The 21,736-nt window shown below is 65.2% G+C and carries 15 protein-coding genes; 10 read left to right on the forward strand and 5 right to left on the reverse strand.

Annotation, left to right across the window (positions count from 1 at the left end):
- Nucleotides 1-600 precede the first annotated feature (600 nt).
- Nucleotides 601-4,056, reverse strand: coding sequence for a bifunctional proline dehydrogenase/L-glutamate gamma-semialdehyde dehydrogenase (locus tag ACX80A_RS13485; RefSeq protein ID WP_459260266.1), 3,456 nt, complete (start codon nucleotides 4,054-4,056; stop codon nucleotides 601-603).
- A gap of 317 nt (nucleotides 4,057-4,373) precedes the next feature.
- On the opposite strand from ACX80A_RS13485, the gene leuS reads away from it, so the two are divergent.
- From leuS to holA, 5 genes are all read left to right on the forward strand, one after another.
- Nucleotides 4,374-6,872 carry a leucine--tRNA ligase gene (gene leuS, locus ACX80A_RS13490; protein ID WP_459260267.1) on the forward strand — a complete coding sequence of 833 codons (2,499 nt, stop codon included), beginning with the start codon at nucleotides 4,374-4,376 and terminating at the stop codon, nucleotides 6,870-6,872.
- A 95-nt stretch (nucleotides 6,873-6,967) separates the two neighbouring features.
- The gene (locus ACX80A_RS13495; RefSeq protein WP_459260268.1) at nucleotides 6,968-7,957 is read left to right on the forward strand and encodes a DegV family protein; all 990 of its coding nucleotides are present in this window, start codon (nucleotides 6,968-6,970) and stop codon (nucleotides 7,955-7,957) included.
- A gap of 71 nt (nucleotides 7,958-8,028) precedes the next feature.
- On the forward strand, nucleotides 8,029-8,997 hold the full coding sequence (locus ACX80A_RS13500) for a helix-hairpin-helix domain-containing protein (protein WP_459260269.1): 969 nt from the start codon (nucleotides 8,029-8,031) through the stop codon (nucleotides 8,995-8,997).
- A 25-nt stretch (nucleotides 8,998-9,022) separates the two neighbouring features.
- On the forward strand, nucleotides 9,023-11,638 hold the full coding sequence (locus tag ACX80A_RS13505) for a ComEC/Rec2 family competence protein (RefSeq protein WP_459260270.1): 2,616 nt from the start codon (nucleotides 9,023-9,025) through the stop codon (nucleotides 11,636-11,638).
- Between the two features lie 140 nt (nucleotides 11,639-11,778).
- Nucleotides 11,779-12,750 carry a DNA polymerase III subunit delta gene (gene holA / locus ACX80A_RS13510; protein ID WP_459260314.1) on the forward strand — a complete coding sequence of 324 codons (972 nt, stop codon included), beginning with the start codon at nucleotides 11,779-11,781 and terminating at the stop codon, nucleotides 12,748-12,750.
- A gap of 115 nt (nucleotides 12,751-12,865) precedes the next feature.
- Here the strand turns inward: holA and rpsT are convergent, their stop codons facing one another.
- Nucleotides 12,866-13,126 (reverse strand): 30S ribosomal protein S20, encoded by a 261-nt coding sequence (gene rpsT, locus ACX80A_RS13515; protein ID WP_459260271.1) that lies wholly within the window; start codon nucleotides 13,124-13,126, stop codon nucleotides 12,866-12,868.
- Between the two features lie 252 nt (nucleotides 13,127-13,378).
- The gene (locus ACX80A_RS13520) at nucleotides 13,379-13,726 is read right to left on the reverse strand and encodes a type II toxin-antitoxin system PemK/MazF family toxin (RefSeq protein WP_459260272.1); all 348 of its coding nucleotides are present in this window, start codon (nucleotides 13,724-13,726) and stop codon (nucleotides 13,379-13,381) included.
- A gap of 317 nt (nucleotides 13,727-14,043) precedes the next feature.
- Between ACX80A_RS13520 and lepA the strand changes: the two genes are divergently transcribed.
- Entirely contained in the window at nucleotides 14,044-15,897 is a 1,854-nt protein-coding gene (gene lepA, locus ACX80A_RS13525; protein ID WP_459260273.1) for a translation elongation factor 4, read from the forward strand.
- Nucleotides 15,898-15,899: 2 nt separating this feature from the next.
- On the forward strand, nucleotides 15,900-17,129 hold the full coding sequence (gene hemW / locus ACX80A_RS13530; protein ID WP_459260275.1) for a radical SAM family heme chaperone HemW: 1,230 nt from the start codon (nucleotides 15,900-15,902) through the stop codon (nucleotides 17,127-17,129).
- 17 nt (nucleotides 17,130-17,146) lie between these two features.
- On the opposite strand, the gene ACX80A_RS13535 is transcribed toward hemW, so the two are convergent.
- Both ACX80A_RS13535 and ACX80A_RS13540 read right to left on the reverse strand, forming a co-directional pair.
- A complete protein-coding gene (locus tag ACX80A_RS13535) occupies nucleotides 17,147-17,578 on the reverse strand; it encodes a DUF4870 domain-containing protein (RefSeq protein WP_459260277.1) in 432 nt (143 codons plus the stop codon).
- Between the two features lie 86 nt (nucleotides 17,579-17,664).
- Complete coding sequence (locus ACX80A_RS13540; protein ID WP_459260278.1) at nucleotides 17,665-18,531, reverse strand: DUF3097 family protein; 867 nt, start codon at nucleotides 18,529-18,531, stop codon at nucleotides 17,665-17,667.
- A 150-nt stretch (nucleotides 18,532-18,681) separates the two neighbouring features.
- On the opposite strand from ACX80A_RS13540, the gene hrcA reads away from it, so the two are divergent.
- From hrcA to ACX80A_RS13555, 3 genes are all read left to right on the forward strand, one after another.
- Nucleotides 18,682-19,695 (forward strand): heat-inducible transcriptional repressor HrcA, encoded by a 1,014-nt coding sequence (gene hrcA, locus ACX80A_RS13545; protein ID WP_459260279.1) that lies wholly within the window; start codon nucleotides 18,682-18,684, stop codon nucleotides 19,693-19,695.
- Nucleotides 19,696-19,800: 105 nt separating this feature from the next.
- Nucleotides 19,801-20,928 carry a molecular chaperone DnaJ gene (gene dnaJ, locus ACX80A_RS13550; protein WP_459260280.1) on the forward strand — a complete coding sequence of 376 codons (1,128 nt, stop codon included), beginning with the start codon at nucleotides 19,801-19,803 and terminating at the stop codon, nucleotides 20,926-20,928.
- A 2-nt stretch (nucleotides 20,929-20,930) separates the two neighbouring features.
- Nucleotides 20,931-21,683 carry a 16S rRNA (uracil(1498)-N(3))-methyltransferase gene (locus tag ACX80A_RS13555; RefSeq protein ID WP_459260281.1) on the forward strand — a complete coding sequence of 251 codons (753 nt, stop codon included), beginning with the start codon at nucleotides 20,931-20,933 and terminating at the stop codon, nucleotides 21,681-21,683.
- Nucleotides 21,684-21,736: the final 53 nt, after the last annotated feature.

Consider the following 21,736-nt stretch of genomic DNA (forward strand, 5'->3'; position numbering starts at 1 on the left):
CTTTGGCTTCCTGCGCATCGACCCAGGACCGCAACCCTCCAAGACCCCTCAAAACCCCCAGCGTCTGCTCAACATCCAGGCCAGCCACCGCCGTCAAAACCACCCGACCCGCCAACCCCGCCAACCCACCACCAGAGCCCACCCGGGCACCAAAACCAGTTGGGCTCTCAGACGGAGCACCTACCGGATCGTCTACCGGGGCCGTCCATACCGCGTCAACACCCAACGGACCCCCCGGACCATACCCGCCGGAACCGTCCGTAGCAGTCCCCGTAGCAGTCCCAGCGGCAGTGTCCGCGGGCCCGTTCGTGGGGGCGGGATTCGCGCCAGAATCGGGAAAGAATCCCGTCCCGGTAGAAGAAGCTCTACTGCTTTTCATACCCCCATTCCATCACCCGCCACCGACATTATTAGGCGTCAACCAAGGTCCCCAGAAAAACCTTTTCAAAGTTTTTCCGGACCACAAAACCGGGCCCAGAAAGCCCGGCAACCACTCCTACCCAAGCCGGAGATCTGGTCGGCCGAAGGGGTGCAGATCGACCCATCTCACCTCACCGCCCCGCGCAGGGATAAGGAGAGGACCTGAGTCGAAGGAATCCGCTAGGCCAGTACCGTGTGCGACACGTTGTCCGGGTTGCCGAACCGGTGAGCCGTGATGCTCACCGCCTGCTCGTGCAGAAACGGCAGCATTTCCAGGCGGCCTGACTCGGTGACCGGCCCGGCGTAGATGGCGACATCCGGATCCCCGTCAGTGGCCGCGCACAGTTCCGAGTAGCCGCCACCGATCAGCCGAACCCGGCCAAGGGAAGCCGCGGGAGCGTGCTTCAGCCACGCGGCGTCGTCGTCCACTCCATGGTCCACATTGTGGGCCGACAGGACCGCAGTCAGCGCTGGCGGGAGGGGGTGAGCCGAAGAAACCCGCAGAGTTGCCCCAGTACGCAGCCCCGCGGCGAGTACGCGAACCAGCGGGGCCAGGGTTCCGGCCTCGTTGAGCCGGATGGTGACAGCACCGGGAACGTAACGGAACTCATTGCGTTCCACCCCGAGGCCCGACACATCACGATTGGCGCCGAAGGACTTCACCCAATGACGCTGATCGTCCGCGGTCGCCCTGGCCAGGAACCCCTGGTCGACGGCGGGGATATCGGCTGCGTGCAGCAGATCCCGCACCGACTCACTCAGCGGAGCATGAACGTTCCCGGGGTGCAACTCGACCGGCTTCCAGCTGCCGAGATGCACCAGGTAATTGGGGCCACCAGCCTTCGCGCCCGGACCAACGGCCGACCGCTTCCAGCCGCCAAACGGCTGACGCTGAACAATGGCACCGGTGATGCCGCGGTTGACATACAGATTCCCTGCCTGCACTGCGTCCAGCCACAACGCCAGCTCATCGCTATCCATGGTGTGGATACCCGCCGTCAGGCCGTAGGCGCTGGCGTTTTGCCATTCGATCGCCTGCTCCAGGGAATCCGCATGCATCACGCCCAGCACCGGACCGAAAAACTCGGTGAGATGGAAGTAGCTGCCTGGCTTCACACCCGCCCGCACGCCGGGGCTCCAGAGCCGACCGGTGTCGTCGAGCTGCTTGGGCTTGACCAGCCAGGTCTCGCCGTCGGCCAGGGTTGTCAGAGCGTCACGCAGTTTCCCTTCGGCAGGCTCGATCACAGGACCCATCTCGGTGGCTGCATCGTCCGGGTAACCGACCTTCAGCGACGCCACCGCGTCGACCAACTGGTTGCGGAACCGTGCCGACTTCCCGGTCGACCCCACCAGGATGACCAAGGATGCGGCCGAACACTTCTGGCCGGCATGACCGAATGCTGACTTCACGACGTCAGCGGCGGCCAGATCGAGGTCCGAACTGGGCGTCACGATCAAGGCGTTTTTGCCGCTGGTCTCGGCGAGCAGGGGCAGGTCATGCCGCCAGCTGCGGAACAGCTTCGCAGTGTCGTGTGCTCCAGTGAGAATCACCCGATCCACCGAAGGATGCGAAATGAGGTGCTGGCCCACGGGGCCTTCCTCGACGTCAGCAAAGTGCAGTACCTCGCGGGGGACGCCAGCGTCCCACAGCGCCTGGACCAGCACTGCCGCGCATCGTTTGGCCTGCGGTGCAGGCTTCACGACGACGGCGCTTCCGGCCGCGAGCGGGGCGAGAGCCGATCCGGCCGCGATGGCCACCGGGAAGTTCCACGGCGGCGTGACGACCGTCAGGCGTGCAGGCACGAACTCGGCGCCCTCCACCTGGTCCAGTTCCTCGGCGAGCAGTGCGTAATAGTTGGCGAAGTCGATCGCCTCGGAAATCTCCGGATCGGACTCGGCAACCGTCTTGCCGGTCTCACTGGCAGCAACTTCCACCAGGTCACCACGGATCGCTGCGAGCCGGGCCGCTGCGTTCCGCAGCACCTCGGCCCGTTCGGCTCCGGTCCGGGACGCCCATTCCTGCTGGCCGGCAAGGGCCGCAGCGATGGTGCGCTCGACGTCGTCGTTGGTGTCCAGCCACGAAGCTTCCACCAACTCGACCCCCAGGGTTGACTCCGCAACCCGCTGAAGAATCTCGGTGGCCCAGTCCCTGATGACGGGCAGCGACGGGTCGGAGTCGGACTGGTTAGCGAACTCGCCGGGTGCAGTTTCCACGAACCGGTCAACGCTCTGCGCCCGGTTGGGACCCGGCACCACGGCATCCACGGCCGCCAGCGAATCGAGGAAACGCTGCTTCTCCCGCTCGAACAATTGAGGGTTCTTGTTCAGCTCGAAAACGGCCGACATGAAGTTTTCCTGGCTGGCGTTCTCCTCCAGCCGGCGGATCAGGTAGCTGATGGCGACGTCGAACTGCGCCGGGTGCACCACCGGGGTGTACAGCAACAGCGAGCCTACGTCCTTCTTGATTTCCTCCGCCTGCTCCTCAGCCATGCCGAGAAGCATTTCGAATTCGATCCGGTCCTCCACGCCGCGGGCGAGGGCAAGCAGCCGCGCGAAAGCGATGTCGAACAGGTTGTGGCCAGCGACGCCGATCCTGACAGCTTCGGCATTCTCAGGCCGCAGCGCCCAGTCGAGGCAGCGCTTGTAGTTGGTATCGGTCGCCTCCTTCGACGGTAGGGTGGCGGGCTCCCAGCCGTGTACCTTCGCATCGACCAGTTCCATGGCCAGGTTGGCGCCCTTGACCAGCCGGACCTTGACTGCCGAGCCACCTTCGGCCCGGCGCTCGGTGGCCCAGGCGGTGATGTCCTGCAACGCCCCGAGCGCGTCGGGCAGGTAGGCCTGCAGCACGATTCCAGCCTCAAGCTGCTTGAGGTCCTCGGTGCCCAGGATGCGTTTGAACACCGCCACGGTCAGATCGAGGTCGTGGTACTCCTCCATGTCCAGGTTGATGAACTTCGGTGCGGGCGAGGAGGCGGCCAGTCGGTACAGGGGGAGGAGCCGCTCGGCGACCCGTTCCACCGTCTCGTGGAAGTCCCACAGGTTCATGGTGCTCACTACCGAGGACACCTTGATCGAGACGTAGTCGACGTCGTCGCGTGAGAGCAGGGCGGTGGTTCCGGCGAGGCGGGCGTCGGCTTCCTCGTTGCCGAGCACAGCTTCACCCAGCAGGTTAATGTTCAGCCGGACCGATTCGCCCCTGAGCCCGGCGATGGCCTTGCCCAGTTTGTGGGGCCGGGCGTCGACGATGAGGTGTCCCACCATCTCGCGGAGCACCCGCTGCGCCACCGGCACCACAATGCCCGGCAGAGTGGGGGCAAGCGCCCCACCAAGCTTCACGGCGCCGCGCATGTACCAGGGCAGGAACGACGGCGTCTGCCGCGCCAGCTTCGACAGATTGCGTGCAGCGACCGCGTTGTCTTCGGGTCGGATGACCCGGTCAACGAAGCCGAGAGTGAACTGCAGCCCGGCGTCGTCCTTCAGGACCTCGGCGAGCAGCTGCGCCGACCGCGACCCGCGGGTGACTGTCGGTTCGGGGCGCCGGACGTCGTCCAGATGCAGCCAGCGGCGAACCAGTGCGACGGCGTCGTCACCCAGGTCTGCGGGAGCGGGATCGGCGGCGGGAAAGAGCTGTGTCATGCGATCGTGCCTCACAATGCGACGGGCCACTGCAATCGGATCCTGGTATCAGGTGGTATTCCCCTTGCGGGGCCGGTGGCCGATCAGCCGGGGGCGCACTCCGCCTCGGCATGGCAGTGCGCGACCTGCGTGCGCGCACACCGGAATCATCGTAACCCGCGCCACAGGTCGCCGTCGCCAATCTGCGCTAGAGTGGTCCCATGTCTGTAGTACAACTCCTTAGCTAGCCGCACAGTCAACTGTGCGGCATGCCCCTCCCTGGCTGAGGGGCTTTTGTGTGTCTAGGGGCAATTGATCAAGAGGGCAGGGCAACAACAGTGAGCACGCAACCCGACGCCGGGCAACCGGACGAGAACACCTACAGTTTCGCTGACATCGAAGCCCGATGGCCCGCGGAGTGGGACCGGCTCCAGCCGTTCAAGCCTGCCGACGACGGCTCACGGGAGCGCCGGTATGTGCTGGACATGTTCCCGTACCCCTCAGGTGACCTGCACATGGGGCACGCCGAGGCGTTCGCGATGGGCGACGTCGTCGCCCGCTATTACCGGCAGCAGGGGTTCGACGTCCTGCACCCCATCGGCTGGGACTCGTTCGGGCTGCCCGCCGAAAACGCGGCCATCCAGCGCAACGCGCACCCGTCCGAGTGGACCTACACGAACATCGAGACGCAGGCGAATTCGTTCCGCCGCTACGCGATCAGCGTTGACTGGTCCCGTCGGCTGCACACGTCCGACCCCGGGTACTACCAGTGGACGCAGTGGCTGTTCCTGCGCTTCTTCGAAAAGGGTCTGGCGTACCGGAAAAACTCTCCGGTCAACTGGTGCCCCAAGGACCAGACGGTGCTGGCCAATGAGCAGGTAGTCAACGGCGCCTGCGAGCGCTGCGGCACCCCAGTCACCAAGAAGAGCCTCAACCAGTGGTACTTCAAGATCACCGACTATGCGGATCGTCTGCTGGACGATATGGACCAGCTGCGGGGTCACTGGCCCGAGCGGGTCCTGGCCATGCAGCGCAATTGGATTGGTCGCTCCGAGGGTGCCCGCGTCGACTTCGTCATCGAAGAGGCCGGCGGGCAGCCCGCCCGGAGCGTTCCCGTGTTCACCACCCGGCCGGACACGCTGCACGGCGCCACGTTCTTCGTGGTGGCAGCAGACGCCCCGTTGGCCCTGGACCTGGTCACCGAATCCCACCGGGCCGAGCTGGAAGAATACCGGGAGGGCATCAAGTCCCTGTCGGAGATCGAGCGCCAGTCCACTGAACGTGAAAAGACCGGCGTGTTTACCGGCCGCTGGGCCATTAACCCGTTGAACGGTGAAAAGCTGCCGGTCTGGGCCGCCGACTATGTGCTGGCCGACTACGGGACCGGTGCCATCATGGCCGTGCCCGCCCACGACCAGCGCGACCTGGACTTCGCCCGCGCCTTCGATCTGCCGGTCCGAATGGTCGTGGACACCGGCACCGAGAATCCGGCGGTGTCGGGGATCGCCACCACCGGCGACGGCACCCTGGTGAACTCCGGTGAGCTGGACGGGCTGGGAAAGGACGAAGCCATTGCCCGCGCCATCGACCTAGTCGCCGCGCAGGGCACCGGTGAGCACACCGTCAATTACCGGCTGCGCGACTGGCTGCTGTCCCGGCAGCGGTTCTGGGGCACCCCCATCCCGATCATCCACTGCGCCACCTGCGGCGAGGTACCGGTCCCCGACGACCAACTGCCCGTCACCCTGCCTGAGGACCTGCGCGGCGGCGATCTTTCCCCGAAGGGCACCTCACCGCTCGCCGCTGTCGAGGACTGGGTGAATGTGTCCTGCCCCCAGTGCGGGGGGCCTGCCAAGCGGGACACCGACACGATGGACACCTTCGTCGATTCCTCCTGGTACTTCCTGCGGTTCGCATCCCCGGACACCACAGACGGGCCGTTCGATACCGACGCCGTGAACCGCTGGCTGCCGGTCGGCCAGTACGTGGGCGGCGTGGAGCATGCCATTCTGCACCTGCTGTACAGCCGTTTCTTCACCAAGGTGCTGTTCGACCTGGGACTGATCGGGTTCACCGAACCGTTCTCGGCCCTCCTGAACCAGGGGCAGGTGCTCAACGGTGGCAAAGCTATGAGCAAATCCCTCGGCAACGGCGTCGATCTGAGCCAGCAGCTGGACAAGTTCGGCGTTGACGCCATCCGGCTGACCATGGTGTTCGCCTCCCCACCCGAGGACGACGTCGACTGGGCGGATGTCTCGCCGTCGGGTTCGTCGAAGTTCCTGGCCCGCGCCTGGCGGCTCGGTCTGGACGTGACCAGTGCGCCCGGCGTCGACGTCTCAGGTGGAGACCGCGCCCTGCGGTCGATCACCCACCGGACCGTAGCCGATAGTGCCGCGCTGCTGCAGGGCAACAAATTCAATGTGGTCATTGCCCGTGTGATGGAGCTAGTCAATGCCACCCGCAAGGCGATCGACTCGGGGGTCGGGGGCGCCGACCTGGCTGTCCGCGAAGCCACGGAGGCGGTGGCGATCATCCTTAGCCTGTTCGCTCCCTACACGGCCGAGGACCTGTGGAGCCGGCTGGGACATCCGGCGTCGGTGGCGACGGCGGGCTGGCCCACGGTCGACGAGTCGCTGCTGGTGCAGGATACCGTGGTCGCCGTGGTGCAAGTGCAGGGCAAGGTCCGGGACCGCTTTGAGGTCTCCCCGGACATCACCGGGGACGCACTGCGGGAACTGGCGCTGGCCAGTGCCTCCATCCAGAAGACCCTCGATGGCAGGGGAATCCGGACCATCATTGTGCGGGCTCCGAAGCTGGTCAATATCGTTCCGGAGTAACCATGCGGGCCGACAAAGCAGTCCAGTCTCACCCAGGGCAGCCTCACGCAGCGCAGCCTGGACCGGTTCACGTCGAACTGGCCCAGGGCCCTTCTGTGGCGCCAAGAACCGGCGCTGCAGCGTGGCACTCGATGCGGTGGCTGGAGCGCCTGTGGGTTCGACCCGCTGGTTCTCGAACCACTCCGGAAGCCGCTGCCCCGCCACGGATTGCCGTGGTCACCGATTCCGCTGCGGCGCTCCCACCCGACTGGTTAGCCGAAGGCGGAGCGGCCCACGGCGTCGTTGTGGTGCCGATGCCCGTGATGATTGCCGGGCGGATCTTCGGCGAAGGAAGCGACGACCTCACCGGACCGCTGTCCGTCGCGTTGGCCGAGGGGGCGGAGGTACGCACTTCGCGGCCCTCGCCCGGGCAGTTCGAGGGAGTCTACCGACGGCTGGAAGCCGAGGGCGCGACGGGGATTCTCTCGGTGCACCTCTCGGGTGACTTATCGGGTACCGCCGACGCAGCGCGGTTGGCGTCGGCTGCGGTGTCCATTCCGGTAAAGGTTGTCGATTGCCGGACGGTCGGTATGGCGATGGGGTTTGGTGTGGCTGCCGCCCAGGCCGGCGGGCGCGACGGTCTTGACCTGGCCAGCGCGGCCGCAGTGACCCAGGCCGTGTGCGATTCGTCGACGCTGCGGTTCCTCGTGCCGAGCCTTGAACAGCTGCGCAAGGGTGGGCGGATCGGCGCGGTCGCAAGCGTGTTGGGCACCCTCCTGGCGGTGAAACCCATCCTCAGTGTGCAGGAGGGCCGCATCCTTCCGCTCGAAAGGGTGAGGTCCACCGCCAAGGCGACGGCACGCTTGGTTGATCTGGTGGAGGCGGACATTGCCGGACGGCCCGGAGCGGTGGTGGCTTTCCACTACTTCGGCAATCATGCCCAGGTGGCGGAGCTCGCGGCGACTCTGCAGCACCGCCACCCCGAGGTTCGCACCGTCCTTGCCCAATTACCAGCAGTGCTGGCGGCCCATACCGGTCTCGGCGTCATCGCGATCGCCGTAGCAGGGCGGATTGGCGACGCCGACCAACCCTCCACAGCGCCCTGATCCCACTGGACTTGCCCACATAGTCTGACGCCGCACCCCCCGATCTGCCGGGGAATCCTAGGCTCAGGAGCATGGCACAACATCGCTGGGCGACCAGCCCTCCGTCCCGCGGCGGGTTCAGCACATGGCGGGATTCGCGCGATACCGTAAGGGAAAATGACGGCCCGCACGACCTTGAGCCCCTGGACGGCCCGGAGACCGTACAGGACCATGAGACCCTCGGAGACCATGAGACCCTGGCAGATCGTCAGTCGCCCGCTCGGGGAGGCCGCCGCTGGGCGGTCGGACGTGGCGCCTCCCTCGTGGTGCTTGGCCTGACGTTGTCTATTGCCTTCGGCCTGTTCGTCCTGCGCGGTGCCCCATCGTCGGAGGTGACCTCGGTGGCTCTCGGGGCGCCGGTCAGCAGCCAACCCAACACGGGTGGCGCCCCAGGATCTTCTAGGGCGACCCCGTCCGGTGTCCCGCCGCCGGGGGAGCGGGTCGGAAGCGTCTCAACTGCTGGACCGTCGCCGCCCGCACCGGTTCAGGGGACTTCCGATCCGGCCGGGGTCGAAGCCCCGCAACTCCTCCTGGTTCACGTTGCCGGGGCGGTAGCTCGCTCGGGTGTGGTGGAGCTCGTTTCGGGTTCTCGGGTGTTTGAAGCGTTGGAGCTGGCGGGCGGGGCGTTGCCCGAGGCCGACCTCGCCGCAATCAACCTCGCAGCACCCGTGCAGGATGGCCAGCAGATCAGGGTGCCGCTGCAGGGAGAGGCCCCGCCCGGTGGGTCGGTTCCCCTGGTCTCTGGCGGTTCCGGAAACGACGCTGCTGGTGCTGAAGCCCCAGCCCTCAAGGGCTCGACGGCTACATCGGGGATAGTGAACCTCAACACGGCCGATCTTGATGAGCTCGACACCCTTCCGCGGATTGGCCCAGTCCTCGCAGAGCGCATCGTCCAATGGCGGACGGACCACGGGGGCTTCACCAGGCCCGAAGACCTCGACGCCGTACCGGGTATCGGCGAGGCGATGCTCGCTGCCCTGATTCCCCTGGTGACCGTGTGACGGTCCCTGCCAGAGGGGGCAAGAGATGAGATCCCGACGGGCCTGGACGCGGTTTGTCCAGGCAGCGACCCAGCCGTCCGGATCCCGGCCTACCGCGGAGGATCGGATCTCTGGACATCGTTCAGGCCGGTTCCCGCGGCCCGGCCGCACGACCGCGCTCCGACGGTGGACAAAGTGGGCGAAGTGGAAGGAACGGGCCACACGGAGTGCCACGACGCCCGGCACCGAACCCGGAAACCGAGACCTTCGGCTCCTGCCAGCTACGGCAGCCGCCTGGGTTACCGCGGCGGGGGTGACCCGGCTCGACGCCGCCACAGCACTCCTTTGTGCTGGGGTCCTGGCGGTGCTGGCCACCTGTGCCGGCATCGGCTGTTTCCTTCCTGACGGATTGAGGCCGATCAGGCGGCTGGTGCTACCGTGCGTGGTGCCTTTGGCGGTTGCTGCCATGGTCGCTGTGCCGGCCGCAGCCGCGATCGAAGCCCGCACGGCGGGTCCTGTGCTCTCAGCGGTACAGGACCGGGCATCCATCACTGCAGTCCTCAAGGCAACCTCGGATGCAGTCCTGATCAGTGCTGACCGGTTTAAGGGCGCCGATCGGTTCCTCGTCGAGGCTGTCTTGACGGCCGGCACGGTCAATGGAACCCGGTTCGCAGCACATACTCCGGTGGTGGTGATCGGACCGGCATCCTGGCGCCAGGTCGCCTCCTCAGATTCGATTCGAGCCGCGGGGCGTCTCCTGCCGACCGAACCGGGAGACCGCGCAGGCGCCCTGCTCATGGCTGAGACCGGCCCGTTGGTGAGCAGGTCAGCAGATTGGACCACCTACCCAGCGCAGGTACGAAAGGATTTTGTGGAGCTGACGTCGCGGGTGGCGGGGGAGGGCAGCCTCTTGCCCGGAATGGTCATCGGTGACAGGAGCACCCTTGACGAGTCAGTTGAACAAAACATGCAGACCACCGGCATGACCCATCTCACTGCCGTGAGCGGCGCCAACTGCACCTATATGCTCGCGTTTGTCTTTCTCGGTGCCCGCGCACTTCGACTGCCCCGCCTGCTCGCGGCCGTCCTGGGGATCCTCGCCCTGATCGGCTTCGTGATCCTGGTCCAGCCCGAGCCAAGCGTGCTGCGCGCTGCAGTGATGGGTGGGCTCGGCGTGGCGGCGGTGCTCACTGGCCGTGGCAGGGTGCCCCTGGCGCTGCTGCTGCTGACCGTCGTCGTCCTACTCGTTGCCGATCCCTGGCTGACCGCCTCGTACGCGTTCATGCTTTCGGTGGCAGCAGCCTCCGGGCTGATGTTGTTTGGCCCGATACTGGCGACCAGGCTGTGCCGATTCATGCCGGCGCCGGCCGCCCAACTCCTCGCCGTTCCGATTGCTGCGCAGCTGTTCTGCACCCCCATCCTGATCCTCCTGCAGCCCGCGCTGCCCCTCTACTCAGTTCCCGCCAATCTGGTCGCCACCCCGGTAGTGCCAATGGTCACCATCGTGGGGATGGCAGCCGTGGCGTTGCTCGTTATTGCCGAGCCCCTTGCCATGCCGCTGGTCCTGGTGGCGGGCTGGGGAGCCGACTGGGTGGAAGTCGTCGCGGAATTTTTCGGTTCCGCGCCCGGGGCGGCCCTGCCGTGGATGGGTGGTCCGCTGGGAGCAGCAGTCACCGGTGCTCTGTCGTTGGCGATTGTCCTCGCTGTGGTGTTCGGCCCACGGCTGCGGGCGGTTTCCCGGAAACCGCAGCAGACAACCCGCCGCCGCGGACATCGACCGGCTGGCGGTCGGATCAGGGCCCCCGCTCTGCTGTGGCTGGCGGGCAGCTTTGCATTGGGTCTTGGCGCGGTGATTGCGTGGCCGGTAGGTCCTGACACCGACGGTGCCTGGCGGGTGGCCGCCTGCGATGTGGGCCAAGGCGACGCATTCGTGTTGCGCACCGGCGAGCGTGAGGTGATTCTGGTGGACACCGGGCCGGAACCGGATGACGTCGACGCCTGCCTGGACCGTCTCGCCGTCACCACGGTGCAACTTCTGGTCCTGACGCACTTACACGCCGACCACTATGCAGGAATTGAAGGAGTTTTCAGGGACAGGACGGTGCAGCGGATCCTGTACTCATCCTCCGAGCCGGCACTCCCCACGGTGGTCACTGAGGCCTCCCAGCAACGGGTTATGCCTGAGCGGCTGGTGGAGGGCATGCAAGGAGAGCACGGCGACGGCGGCAGCTATGGTCGCGTCAACTGGACGGTGCTCTGGCCAGGCGACAGTGCGCAGGCGGACTCGGAGAACAATTCAAGCGCCGTGCTGGAAATCATCATCGACTCGCCGGACGCCGCCGATGTCACAATCCTCATGACCGGTGATCTCGAGGAAGACGCTGCCCAGACGATGCTGCGTGCCAACCCGGCTTTGGTGGAGCGGGGAGTGCACATTCTGAAAGTCGCACACCATGGTGCACTCAATGGCGGACTGGAACTTGCCCACGCGGTCCGGCCCCAGCTCGCACTCATTTCCGCCGGACGGGACAACGACTATGGTCACCCTCATCCATCGATCATCACCGGACTGTCAGCAGCGGGGATTACGGTGGCCAGAACCGACGAGCTCGGAACGTTTCTCGTTTCAGTACAGGACAACCTGCTGCGCATACGCCGGTGATCACCTGGTCCGCTTTGCCGTGGGTCCTGCACATGGCACAGTTGACGCGTAGACCACCGATCCGCCCACCACCGAGCAGGAGCAACCTCGTGACGTCCAGGCCAGGTGCATCCCGTCGGGAATCGGCAGGCGGCTCGGAGATGCCGTGGCGGATCGTGGTACCTGCACCGGTGGTTTTGCTCAGCGGCCCAGAGGAATACGCAGCGGGTCAAGCGGTCGAACGCATTCGGCGCAGCCTGCGGGACGCCCGTCCCGATCTTGAGGATGTAAAGCTCGACGCCGGCAAATATGAGGCTGGCGATTTGACGATCCATGGCAGCCCCTCCCTCTTCGGCGAAGCCAAATTAATCCAGGTGAGTGGCCTCGCCCAGATGAATGACGACTTCCTGCAGGACGCTCTCGCCTACCTTTCGGATCCGGCGCCCGACGTCGTGCTGGTGATGCACCACAGCGGCGGAAACCGTGGCAAGAGGCTCCTGGACGCCGTCAAAGCGTCGGGGGCTACTGTTGTTGACTGCCAGCCGCTAAAGAAGGACTCGGACAAAACCGATTTCGTGGTCGAGGAATTTCGGGCGGCTGGGCGACGGATCGGGGGCGGAGCACTGCGCGCGCTGGTGGCGGCCGTCGGATCCCAGCTCGCCGAGCTAGCCGCCGCCTGCCAGCAGCTGATCTCCGACACCGCCGGCGAGATCACCGAGGAGACGGTTGAAAAATACTATGGCGGCCGGGTCGAGGTCACCGGGTTCAAAGTCGCAGACGCCGCGTTGGCTGGCAGGGGAGGGCAGGCCCTCTCAATGCTTCGGCATGCTTTGGCCACCGGAGCCGATCCGGTCCTCCTGACCGCGGCGTTGGCGATGAAGGTCAGGGCCGTGGCGAAGGTCCATCAGGTGCGGGGGAGCTCAGCCCAGTTGGCTAAAGAACTCGGCATGGCGCCCTGGCAGGTAGACCAGGCGCGGCGTGACGCCCAACGGTGGACCCCCGAGGCCTTGGTGCTGTGCATCCAGGTCCTCGCGGAAGCCGATGCCCAGGTGAAGGGCGCGTCACGAGATCCGGTCTACGCCGTCGAGCACGCGGTCACCACGATCGCTCTGGCTGGCCGAAGCCAGAACTAAGTCCACATCGGATCGCCGCTGCAGCTAGGCGGCGTTCAGTCAGCGACCGTCTTAAACGGCAGATGGCCGGCCCGAAGGCCAGCCATCTGGAAAACGTCGAACAGCCAGGCTCTGGTTAGAGAGCGTTGACCTTCTTGGAGATCGCGGACTTGTGGTTCGCCGCGTTGTTCTTGTGCACGACACCCTTGCTGACAGCCTTGTCCAGCTTGCGGCTTGCCGACTGGAGGGCGCTGGTAGCAGCTTCCTTATCGGCTGAGCCGATCGCGGTGTTGACGGCGCGGATGGCCGTCTTCAGCTCGGACTTAACCGAGTTGTTGCGCTGGCGCGCCTTCTCGTTGGTGAGAATGCGCTTTTTCTGGGACTTGATATTTGCCACGTATTTAGAACTCTCTTTGTATTGCGGACTGGTCGTGAGGGTAATTCAGTTCAACCAATGACTGAGCGGCGTGGGGATACCGTAGGCGATTGGACTAAAGTGCCCGTCGACCTGCGCGGACACACAGCTGTCTAGATTACCAGAGATGCCGGGATTAGTCCCGGCAGCGGGTCTGTCTGAGCGCGGCGCCTCCATCCAAGGATGAGGTAACCACAATAATGATGAGGTAACCACGATAATGCAGTCACGGTTTCAGCCGAGCCGGGCCGCAACACGATTAAACTGCGCCCGCGGGAGCACGGCGCCGATCCGTCGGACATCGCCTGGTGCCAGCTGGATGATCCGATCGGTCCTGACCTCGCTGGGGCGTCCCTGCACATCCCAGGCCCCGGATCCAATGTCGACGTAGGCCGGATCCGACGTCGTCGAATCGTTCCGGTTGCGGCTGGTCAGCATCAGGCCCAGCAACCTCCCGCGATGCCTCCCGATCAGGAGGACGGGGCGGTCCTTGCCCTGTCGGTAATCCTCTTCATAGGGCACCCACGCCCAGACGATCTCACCGGCATCCGGGACATCGTCGGCACGCGGGGCGTAACTCACGCGAGGGATGCCGGTGAAATCACCAATATAGGAGGTCGGTCTGTGGTTGGGGCCTGACTGCCGCGGCGGGGGCTGTAAGACGCGGATGGCAGAACGGGCTAGCCGCAACATGGAACGGGCGTCGAATGGCATGCGGTCAAGAATACAGTTACGGCGCCCACGCAATTCCAGACCATTCGCCAGCTCATGGGAGACTGTTAACCGTGCTGGTTTTACGAAACCTGCTGAAGAGGTAAGTTCACCTCGCCCCGAACCCGGCAGTTGTTGCTGAGACGGCCGCTGCGCAGCCGCCCTTTCGCAACAGTAAGGAATGTCCAGTGTCCCCGAAGGCCCGCACCTCACCGGTGCCCGCCGCCACTGATCCGGCGATCATCCGAAATTTTTGCATCATTGCCCATATTGATCATGGGAAGTCCACTCTGGCGGACCGGATGCTGCAGCTTACCGGCGTCGTCGAGCAGCGTGACATGAAGGCCCAGTACCTGGACCGCATGGACATTGAGCGCGAACGCGGTATCACCATCAAGTCCCAGGCGGTCCGGTTGCCGTGGGAGCTCGATGGCGTGAGCCACGCACTGAACATGATCGACACCCCGGGCCACGTTGACTTCACCTACGAGGTCTCGCGGTCCCTAGCGGCCTGCGAAGGAGCGATCCTGCTGGTCGATGCCGCCCAGGGGATTGAGGCCCAGACCCTGGCCAACCTCTACCTGGCGATGGAAAACAACCTCACCATCATTCCGGTCCTGAACAAGATCGACCTCCCCGCCGCCCAGCCCGAGAAATACGCCGCGGAGCTGGCTAACCTGATTGGGGGCGATCCCGACGACGTCCTCCGGGTCTCCGGGAAGACCGGTATGGGCGTCGAGGCACTCCTGGACAAGATTGTCAGGGATCTTCCCCCTCCCGTCGGCGACCCCGACGCTCCCGCGCGGGCCATGATCTTCGACTCCGTGTATGACACCTACCGTGGCGTGGTTACCTATGTGCGGGTGGTCGACGGCATGCTGCACCCCCGTGAGCGGATCCAGATGATGTCCACCCGCGCCAGCCACGAACTCCTGGAGATTGGGGTCAGCTCCCCGGAGCCCACTCCGTCCAGGGGACTCGGCGTTGGCGAGGTGGGCTACCTCATCACCGGGGTGAAGGATGTCCGGCTCTCCAAGGTCGGTGACACGGTCACCAACCTGGCCAAGCCCGCGCAGGCATCCCTCCCCGGGTACGCCGATGCCAAACCGATGGTCTTCTCCGGTCTGTACCCGCTGGATGGCACCGATTACCCGGTGCTCCGGGATGCGCTGGAGAAACTGATGCTCAACGATGCTGCGCTCGTTTACGAGCCGGAGACCTCCGCGGCCCTCGGCTTCGGGTTTCGGGTCGGTTTTCTCGGCCTCCTGCACCTGGAGATCACCCGTGAGCGGCTCGAGCGTGAGCACAACCTGAATCTGATCTCCACCGCCCCCAACGTCGAGTACCAGGTGACGCTTGAGGACAAAAAGCTGATCCACGTCACCAACCCCAGCGAATACCCCACGGGCAAGATCGCCGAGGTCCGCGAGCCGATGGTCGCCGCAACGATTCTCGCCCCCACCGAGTTCGTCGGAGCCATCATGGAGCTGTGCCAGAGTCGGCGCGGCGTCATGGGCGGGATGGACTATCTCTCCGAGGACCGGGTGGAAATCCGCTACCGCCTGCCGCTCGCCGAAATCGTCTTCGACTTCTTTGACATCCTCAAGTCCCGGACCCGGGGTTACGGCTCCCTGGACTGGAAGGCCGACGGCGACCAGGTCGCCGATCTGGTCAAGGTCGACATCATGCTGCAGGGGGAGCAAGTCGACGCGTTCTCCGCCATCACCCACCGTGACAAGGCCTACGCCTATGGCGTGATGATGACCGGGAAACTCCGCGAACTCATCCCGCGCCAGCAGTTCGAGGTGCCCATCCAGGCAGCGATCGGCTCACGAATCATCGCCAGGGAAAGTATCAGAGCGATCCGTAAGGACGTGCTCGCCAAGTGCTACGGCGGCGATATCACCCGGAAGCGCAAACTGCTGGAGAAGCAGAAGGAAGGCAAGAAGCGGATGAAGATGGTGGGACGCGTCGAGGTTCCCCAGGAAGCCTTCATCGCCGCCTTGACCACCGACGAGTCCAAGGACAAGGTCAAGAAATAGCAATGCCGAGTACCCTGCCTCTCGGCCTGCCTGCGCCGGAGAACGGTCTGCTCCCGGAGCAGGCCGCCGCTGGCAGCGCCCACCGCAAACTGGGGCTCTACGTTCACATCCCCTTTTGCGCTGTACGCTGCGGCTACTGCGATTTCAACACCTACACGGCCACCGAGCTGGGCGGCGGAGCGTCCCAGGACCGGTACGCCGCAACCGTCAGTGCCGAACTGGACCTGGCTGCCGGCGTTCTCACCGCCACGGGGGCCTCCCCGCGACCGCTGTCCACGGTCTTCTTCGGGGGTGGTACTCCCACGCTCCTCCCAGCCGATGACCTCGCCGCTGTGCTGCGCACGGCAGTCGGGCATTGGGGTCTCGCTCATGGCGCGGAGGTTACCACCGAAGCCAACCCGGATTCGGTGACGCCCGAGTCCCTCGAAGTTCTGGCCAGGTCGGGATTCACCAGGGTGTCGTTCGGCATGCAGTCGGCGGTGCCCCACGTGCTGCAGGTTCTGGACCGCACCCATGCGCCTGAGCGGGTTCCGCTGGCAGTGCAGTGGGCCCGTGACGCTGGCCTGCGCGTCAGCCTCGACCTGATCTATGGCACTCCGGGGGAGTCCGCGGGCGATTGGCAGCACTCACTCGACGCGGCCCTGTCCTACCGGCCGGACCACGTATCCGCCTATGCGCTGATTATTGAGGATGGCACCAGGCTGGCCGCGCGGATCCGGCGCGGCGAGGTGCCCGACATCGACGACGACGATCACGCCGAGAAGTACGTGCTGGCGGAGCAGTCGATGGAATCCGCCGGGCTGGGCTGGTACGAGGTCAGCAACTGGGCTCGCACCCCCGATGACGCCTGCCAACATAACCTCGCCTATTGGCGCGGCGACGACTGGTGGGGTGCCGGCCCCGGCGCCCACTCCCACGTGGGCGGTGTGCGGTGGTGGAACGTGAAGCACCCAACGGCCTACGCGCAGCGCCTCGCCTCGGGCGTCTCGCCGGCCGCTGGCCGGGAAATTCTCGACGACGACACTCGCTATGTGGAGGATGTCATGCTCCGTGCCAGGCTTCGCGAAGGGCTGCCGACCAGTAGCCTGCGCCCCGCTGGGCGGCTCGCCGTCGCCGGCCTGATTGCTGATGAACTCATTGTTCCGGCTGACGCCTTTGCAGGAACCATCACTCTTACCGGCAGCGGCAGGTTGCTCGCCGATGCGGTAGTCCGCCGGTTGCTACCTGATTAAAGGAGCTGGGGGAGGGGCTACTTGAACAGACGCAGATTGAAGGCATACTGGTACGGGCGGCCGCGGTTGACCTGAATCCCGGCAATCACCGAGGACGCGGCAATAGCCACCCAGATCAGCGCATTGACGACGGCGAATAGCCCGCCGATAGTCGGCAGCAGCGACAGTAGCCACGCAGTAAACGCCAGCAACGTGGGTGGAAAGGTGAAGTTGAACGCTTCCCGTGATTCCTGGGCCGTAAAGGGGCCGCGGTCCTTGAAGATCAGCAGGATGATCAGGGAAGGGATGAACCCGAGGATTCCACCGAAGTGCGAAAGGGTTGCCCACTGCCTGTCCTCGGACGCCGTCAACGGCAGGGCATTCGCCGGGGCACCCTCAAAAGCGGATGGGGACTGGGCGTGGCCGTCCCTGGATCCGTGCTGTTTGTGCTGGTCAGCGGGGTTAGACACCTGAATATCCTCTATTGCATGGGGGCACCTGGGCAGGTGCCGTCCCCTCTAGAATACGTCTTTGACCGGGAAACGCGTATCGCGGATCAGTTGCCCTCGCCGGAATTCCCAGGATTGGTCAGGAAATCGATAACCTCCTCAACCTTGCCTAGAAGGGACGGTTCAAGGTCCGCGTAGCTGGTGACGCAACCCAACAGACGCTTCCAGCCGTGCGCAACAGCCGCCTTGTCCGCGTGTGGCCAGCCCATGCCTGCAAGGATGCCCGTCTTCCAGTCCTGCCCGCGGGGGACTACCGGCCACGCGGAGAGCCCCACGGCGGCCGGCTTGATTGCCTGCCACACGTCAACATAAGGATGCCCAACCACCAGGACGTTCGACGTCGCGCCCGGAACCCTCATCGCCTCCTGCGCAATGCGTTGTTCCTTCGACCCCGACACCAGGTGATCAACCAGAATACCGAGTCGCCGGTCCGGGCCCGGGCCGAAGGCACGGATCATTCCGGCGAGATCGTCGACGCCGTGGAGCGGTTCGACGACAATCCCTTCGAGCCGTAGGTCGTCGCCCCACACCTTCTCGACCAGCTCGGCGTCGTGCTGGCCCTCCACCCAGATCCTGCTGGCGCGGGCGGTCCTCGCCCGCGCGCCGTCTACCCTCACCGAACCTGACGCCGTCAGCCGCCTGGTCGGTGCTGCCGGCGGGCCGGTGGGAGCCACCACCTCGACAGGGCTCCCATCGATGTGGAAGCCAAACCCCAAAGGGAAGGTCTTGAGTCTTCCCCGTCGGTCCTCCAGCACCATCACCTGCATGCCCCCGGACTTTTCGACCCGAACCACAGCGCCCACGTAGCCGCTCTGCACGTCTTCCAGCACCAACCCGGTGCTGGCAGGAACCTTCGGGAGGGCAACCTGCCTGGGGGCGGAGATGTCCTGGGCGCCCCATTCGTATGTTGACAAAATTGTTGCTCGCTTCCAGCTCGCCGCTGGACGGTCCGGCCAGGGGTTTTCAATGCTAACAATCCGTTGGAACGTACTAGACTTGGCACTTGGGCGTGTCGAGTGCCAAGTCTGCTGGAAGTGTCAGGGAACCGTGTGCGGAGGTGAAATGTGAGCGAACCACGCCGACTTGAGGTGTTGCGTGCCATCGTCGAGGACTATGTGCATTCCCGGGAGCCGGTGGGGTCGAAGGCCCTGGTGGAGCGCCACCAGTTGGGAGTCTCATCGGCCACCATCCGCAACGATATGGCGGTCCTTGAGGAAGAGGGCCTGATCACGGCCCCCCACACCAGTTCGGGCCGCATCCCGACCGATAAGGGCTACCGGCTATTCGTCGACCAGATTTCCGAGGTCAAGCCGCTGTCGGCGCCTGAGAAGCGAGCCATCCAGACCCTCTTGGAGGGCGCTGAGGACCTCGACGACGTCATGGACCGCACCGTCCGGCTCCTCTCGCACCTGACCAACCAGGTGGCGGTCGTGCAATACCCCCACCTCGGCAGCGCCGCGGTTCGTCACCTTGAGTTCGTGCTGTTGGCTCCAAACCAGGTGCTGGTGGTGCTGATCGCCACCAACGGAACGGTCCAACAGCGAGTGGTACCGCTCCCTGAAGCCGTGCCGGAGAGCAGCCTCGCCGAACTTCGGCAGCATTTCCTCGGCTCAGTGGCTGGCACCAAGCTCACGTTCCTCCCGCAGGAACTGGCGCTCGCCGTCGCTACCCTGCCGTTTCAGCAACGCAGGGCAGGGACTGTGCTCGCTCGAACACTTGAACAACTCGCTGGTATTAACCGCGATGACAGGATTGTGATGGCTGGCACAGCCAATCTGGCACGATCCACAGTAGACTTTCCGTTGAGTATCGGACCTGTGCTGGAAGCCCTGGAGGAGCAGGTGGTGATGCTACGCCTGCTCTCCGAAATGAAGCACGACGCCTTTGGCGTCTCGGTGCGGATTGGTCGGGAGAACCCGCATGGCGGACTTGCCGAAGCCTCGGTGGTTGCCACCGGGTACGGCCCCGATTCGTTGGCCAAGGTGGGAGTCCTAGGGCCGACCCGGATGGATTACCCCACCTCGATGGCGGCGGTACGCGCAGTAGCCCGCTACCTGTCGAGAATCCTGACGGACTAAGCCGCAGCAACGGCAGCAATGAACGTGTTCCAGTAGCAGTCGAACCATACCGGGTAGGACACGAACCCCCTACCCGGCCAGTGACATAGGAAGTGAAGTGCAGGAGTGAGTAATCACTATGAAGTCCTCGGTGTGAACCGCGATGCCAGCGGCGAGGAGATCAAGAAGGCGTACCGTAAGCTTGCGCGAAAGCTGCACCCGGACGTCAACTCGGGGCCGGATGCATCCGAAGGGTTCAAGCTGGTTACCCGAGCCTACGAGGTGCTCTCGGACCCTCAAAAACGCCGCGTGTATGACACGACCGGCAACGAGAACGGGACAGACAACGGTTTCGGCGGCGGACACGCTGGCCCCGGCTTTGCTTTTCAGGACATCTTCGAAACGTTCTTCGGCGGGGGCGGTCCAAGCGGCCCGCCGTCGCGAACGCGCCGCGGCCAGGACGCGCTCATCGCTGTCAGAATCGACCTGGTCGATGCCGTCTTCGGGATCAACAAGAAGATCGACGTCGACACGGCGGCCGTCTGCCCCACCTGCGACGGGTCCTGCTGCCAGGCGGGCACCTCACCCCGGACCTGCGACATCTGCGGTGGCTCGGGCCAGGTGCAGCGCGCCGTCCGGTCGATCCTCGGTCAGGTCATGACCAGTGCAGCCTGCGGCACCTGCCAGGGCTTCGGCACTGTCATCCCGAACCCCTGCAACGAATGTAACGGCGACGGCCGCGTGCGCAGCCGCCGCAGCCTCACCATCAAGGTGCCGGCCGGTGTTTCGACCGGCACCCGGATTCAGTTGGGCGGCCAGGGTGAGGCTGGCCTGGCTGGCGGACCTCAGGGTGACTTGTACGTGGAGATCCGGGTCAACCCGGACCCCTCCTTCCTGCGCGAAGGCGACGACCTCCACGTCACCCTCAGCGTGCCCATGACCGCCGCCGCGCTTGGAACCACCCTGAACCTCGCCTCGTTTGACGGCGACCAGGAACTCGGGATCAAAGCGGGCACCCAATCGGGTGAGATAGTCACTCTCCGGGGCCTGGGCGTTACCCACCTGCGCGGCTACGGCCGCGGCGACCTCAAAGTCCACCTCAATGTCGAAACACCACGGAACGTTGACCAGGCGCAGGAAGAACTGTTGCGCCGCCTCGCCGAGCTCCGCGGCGAAGAATTCGTTGAGGGCCAACTGGCCAGCAACGGTTCAGGCGTCTTCGCAAAACTGCGGGAACGGTTGGGTAACCTCTAGGCGTGAGCAACGCACTCTATTTCGGTGACCCTGCCGCCGTCGCCGCGGCGCGTCCCGGCGCGGACTTCATCCTCACCGGCCCCGAGGCGCGCCACGCCGCCACAGTCAAACGGGTAGCGGCCGGCGAGACCATTGACGTCGCCGACGGTCGTGGGCGCAGGATCGTTGGGACGGTGAAAAGCACCGGGCAGGACGTCACGCTCGACGTCATGTCGGTGACCGACGAACCGGTCTCCACCTGCCGATTGGTCCTCGTTCAGGCCCTGGCGAAAGGGGACCGCGATGAGCTGGCGGTGGAGGCGGCCACCGAGCTGGGCGTGGATGCGGTAATCCCGTGGCAGGCGGACCGCAGCATAGTGCGGTGGCGTGCTGAAAAGGCGATCAAGGGGCAGCGGAAGTGGGAAACCACTGTGTGGGGCGCTGCCAAGCAGTCCCGGCGCGCGTGGCTGCCCGACGTCCACCCGCTGCTCGATAGTGGATCCCTTGCCCGCTGGTTGGCTGGAGTGGATCTGGCCCTGATTCTCCACGAGGACGCAGCCGCGGGGATCGGGTCGCTCCTGCCAGCACTATCGGCGGGTCTGCCCAGCACTATTGCGGTGGTGGTGGGACCCGAGGGCGGTATCAGCGGGCAGGAGTTGGACCTCTTCACGGGCCAGGGGGCGCACCCGGTCAGACTGGGCAGCCACGTGCTCCGCTCGTCCACCGCTGGCCCTGCGGCCCTCGCCGTCCTGAGTCAACTGACTGGCCGCTGGTAGCGCACGAGCCACCGCCGGCGGGACAGCCGACGCTGGCCAAACAATCGGCTGAT

Source organism: Arthrobacter sp. TMN-50 (assembly GCF_054511125.1).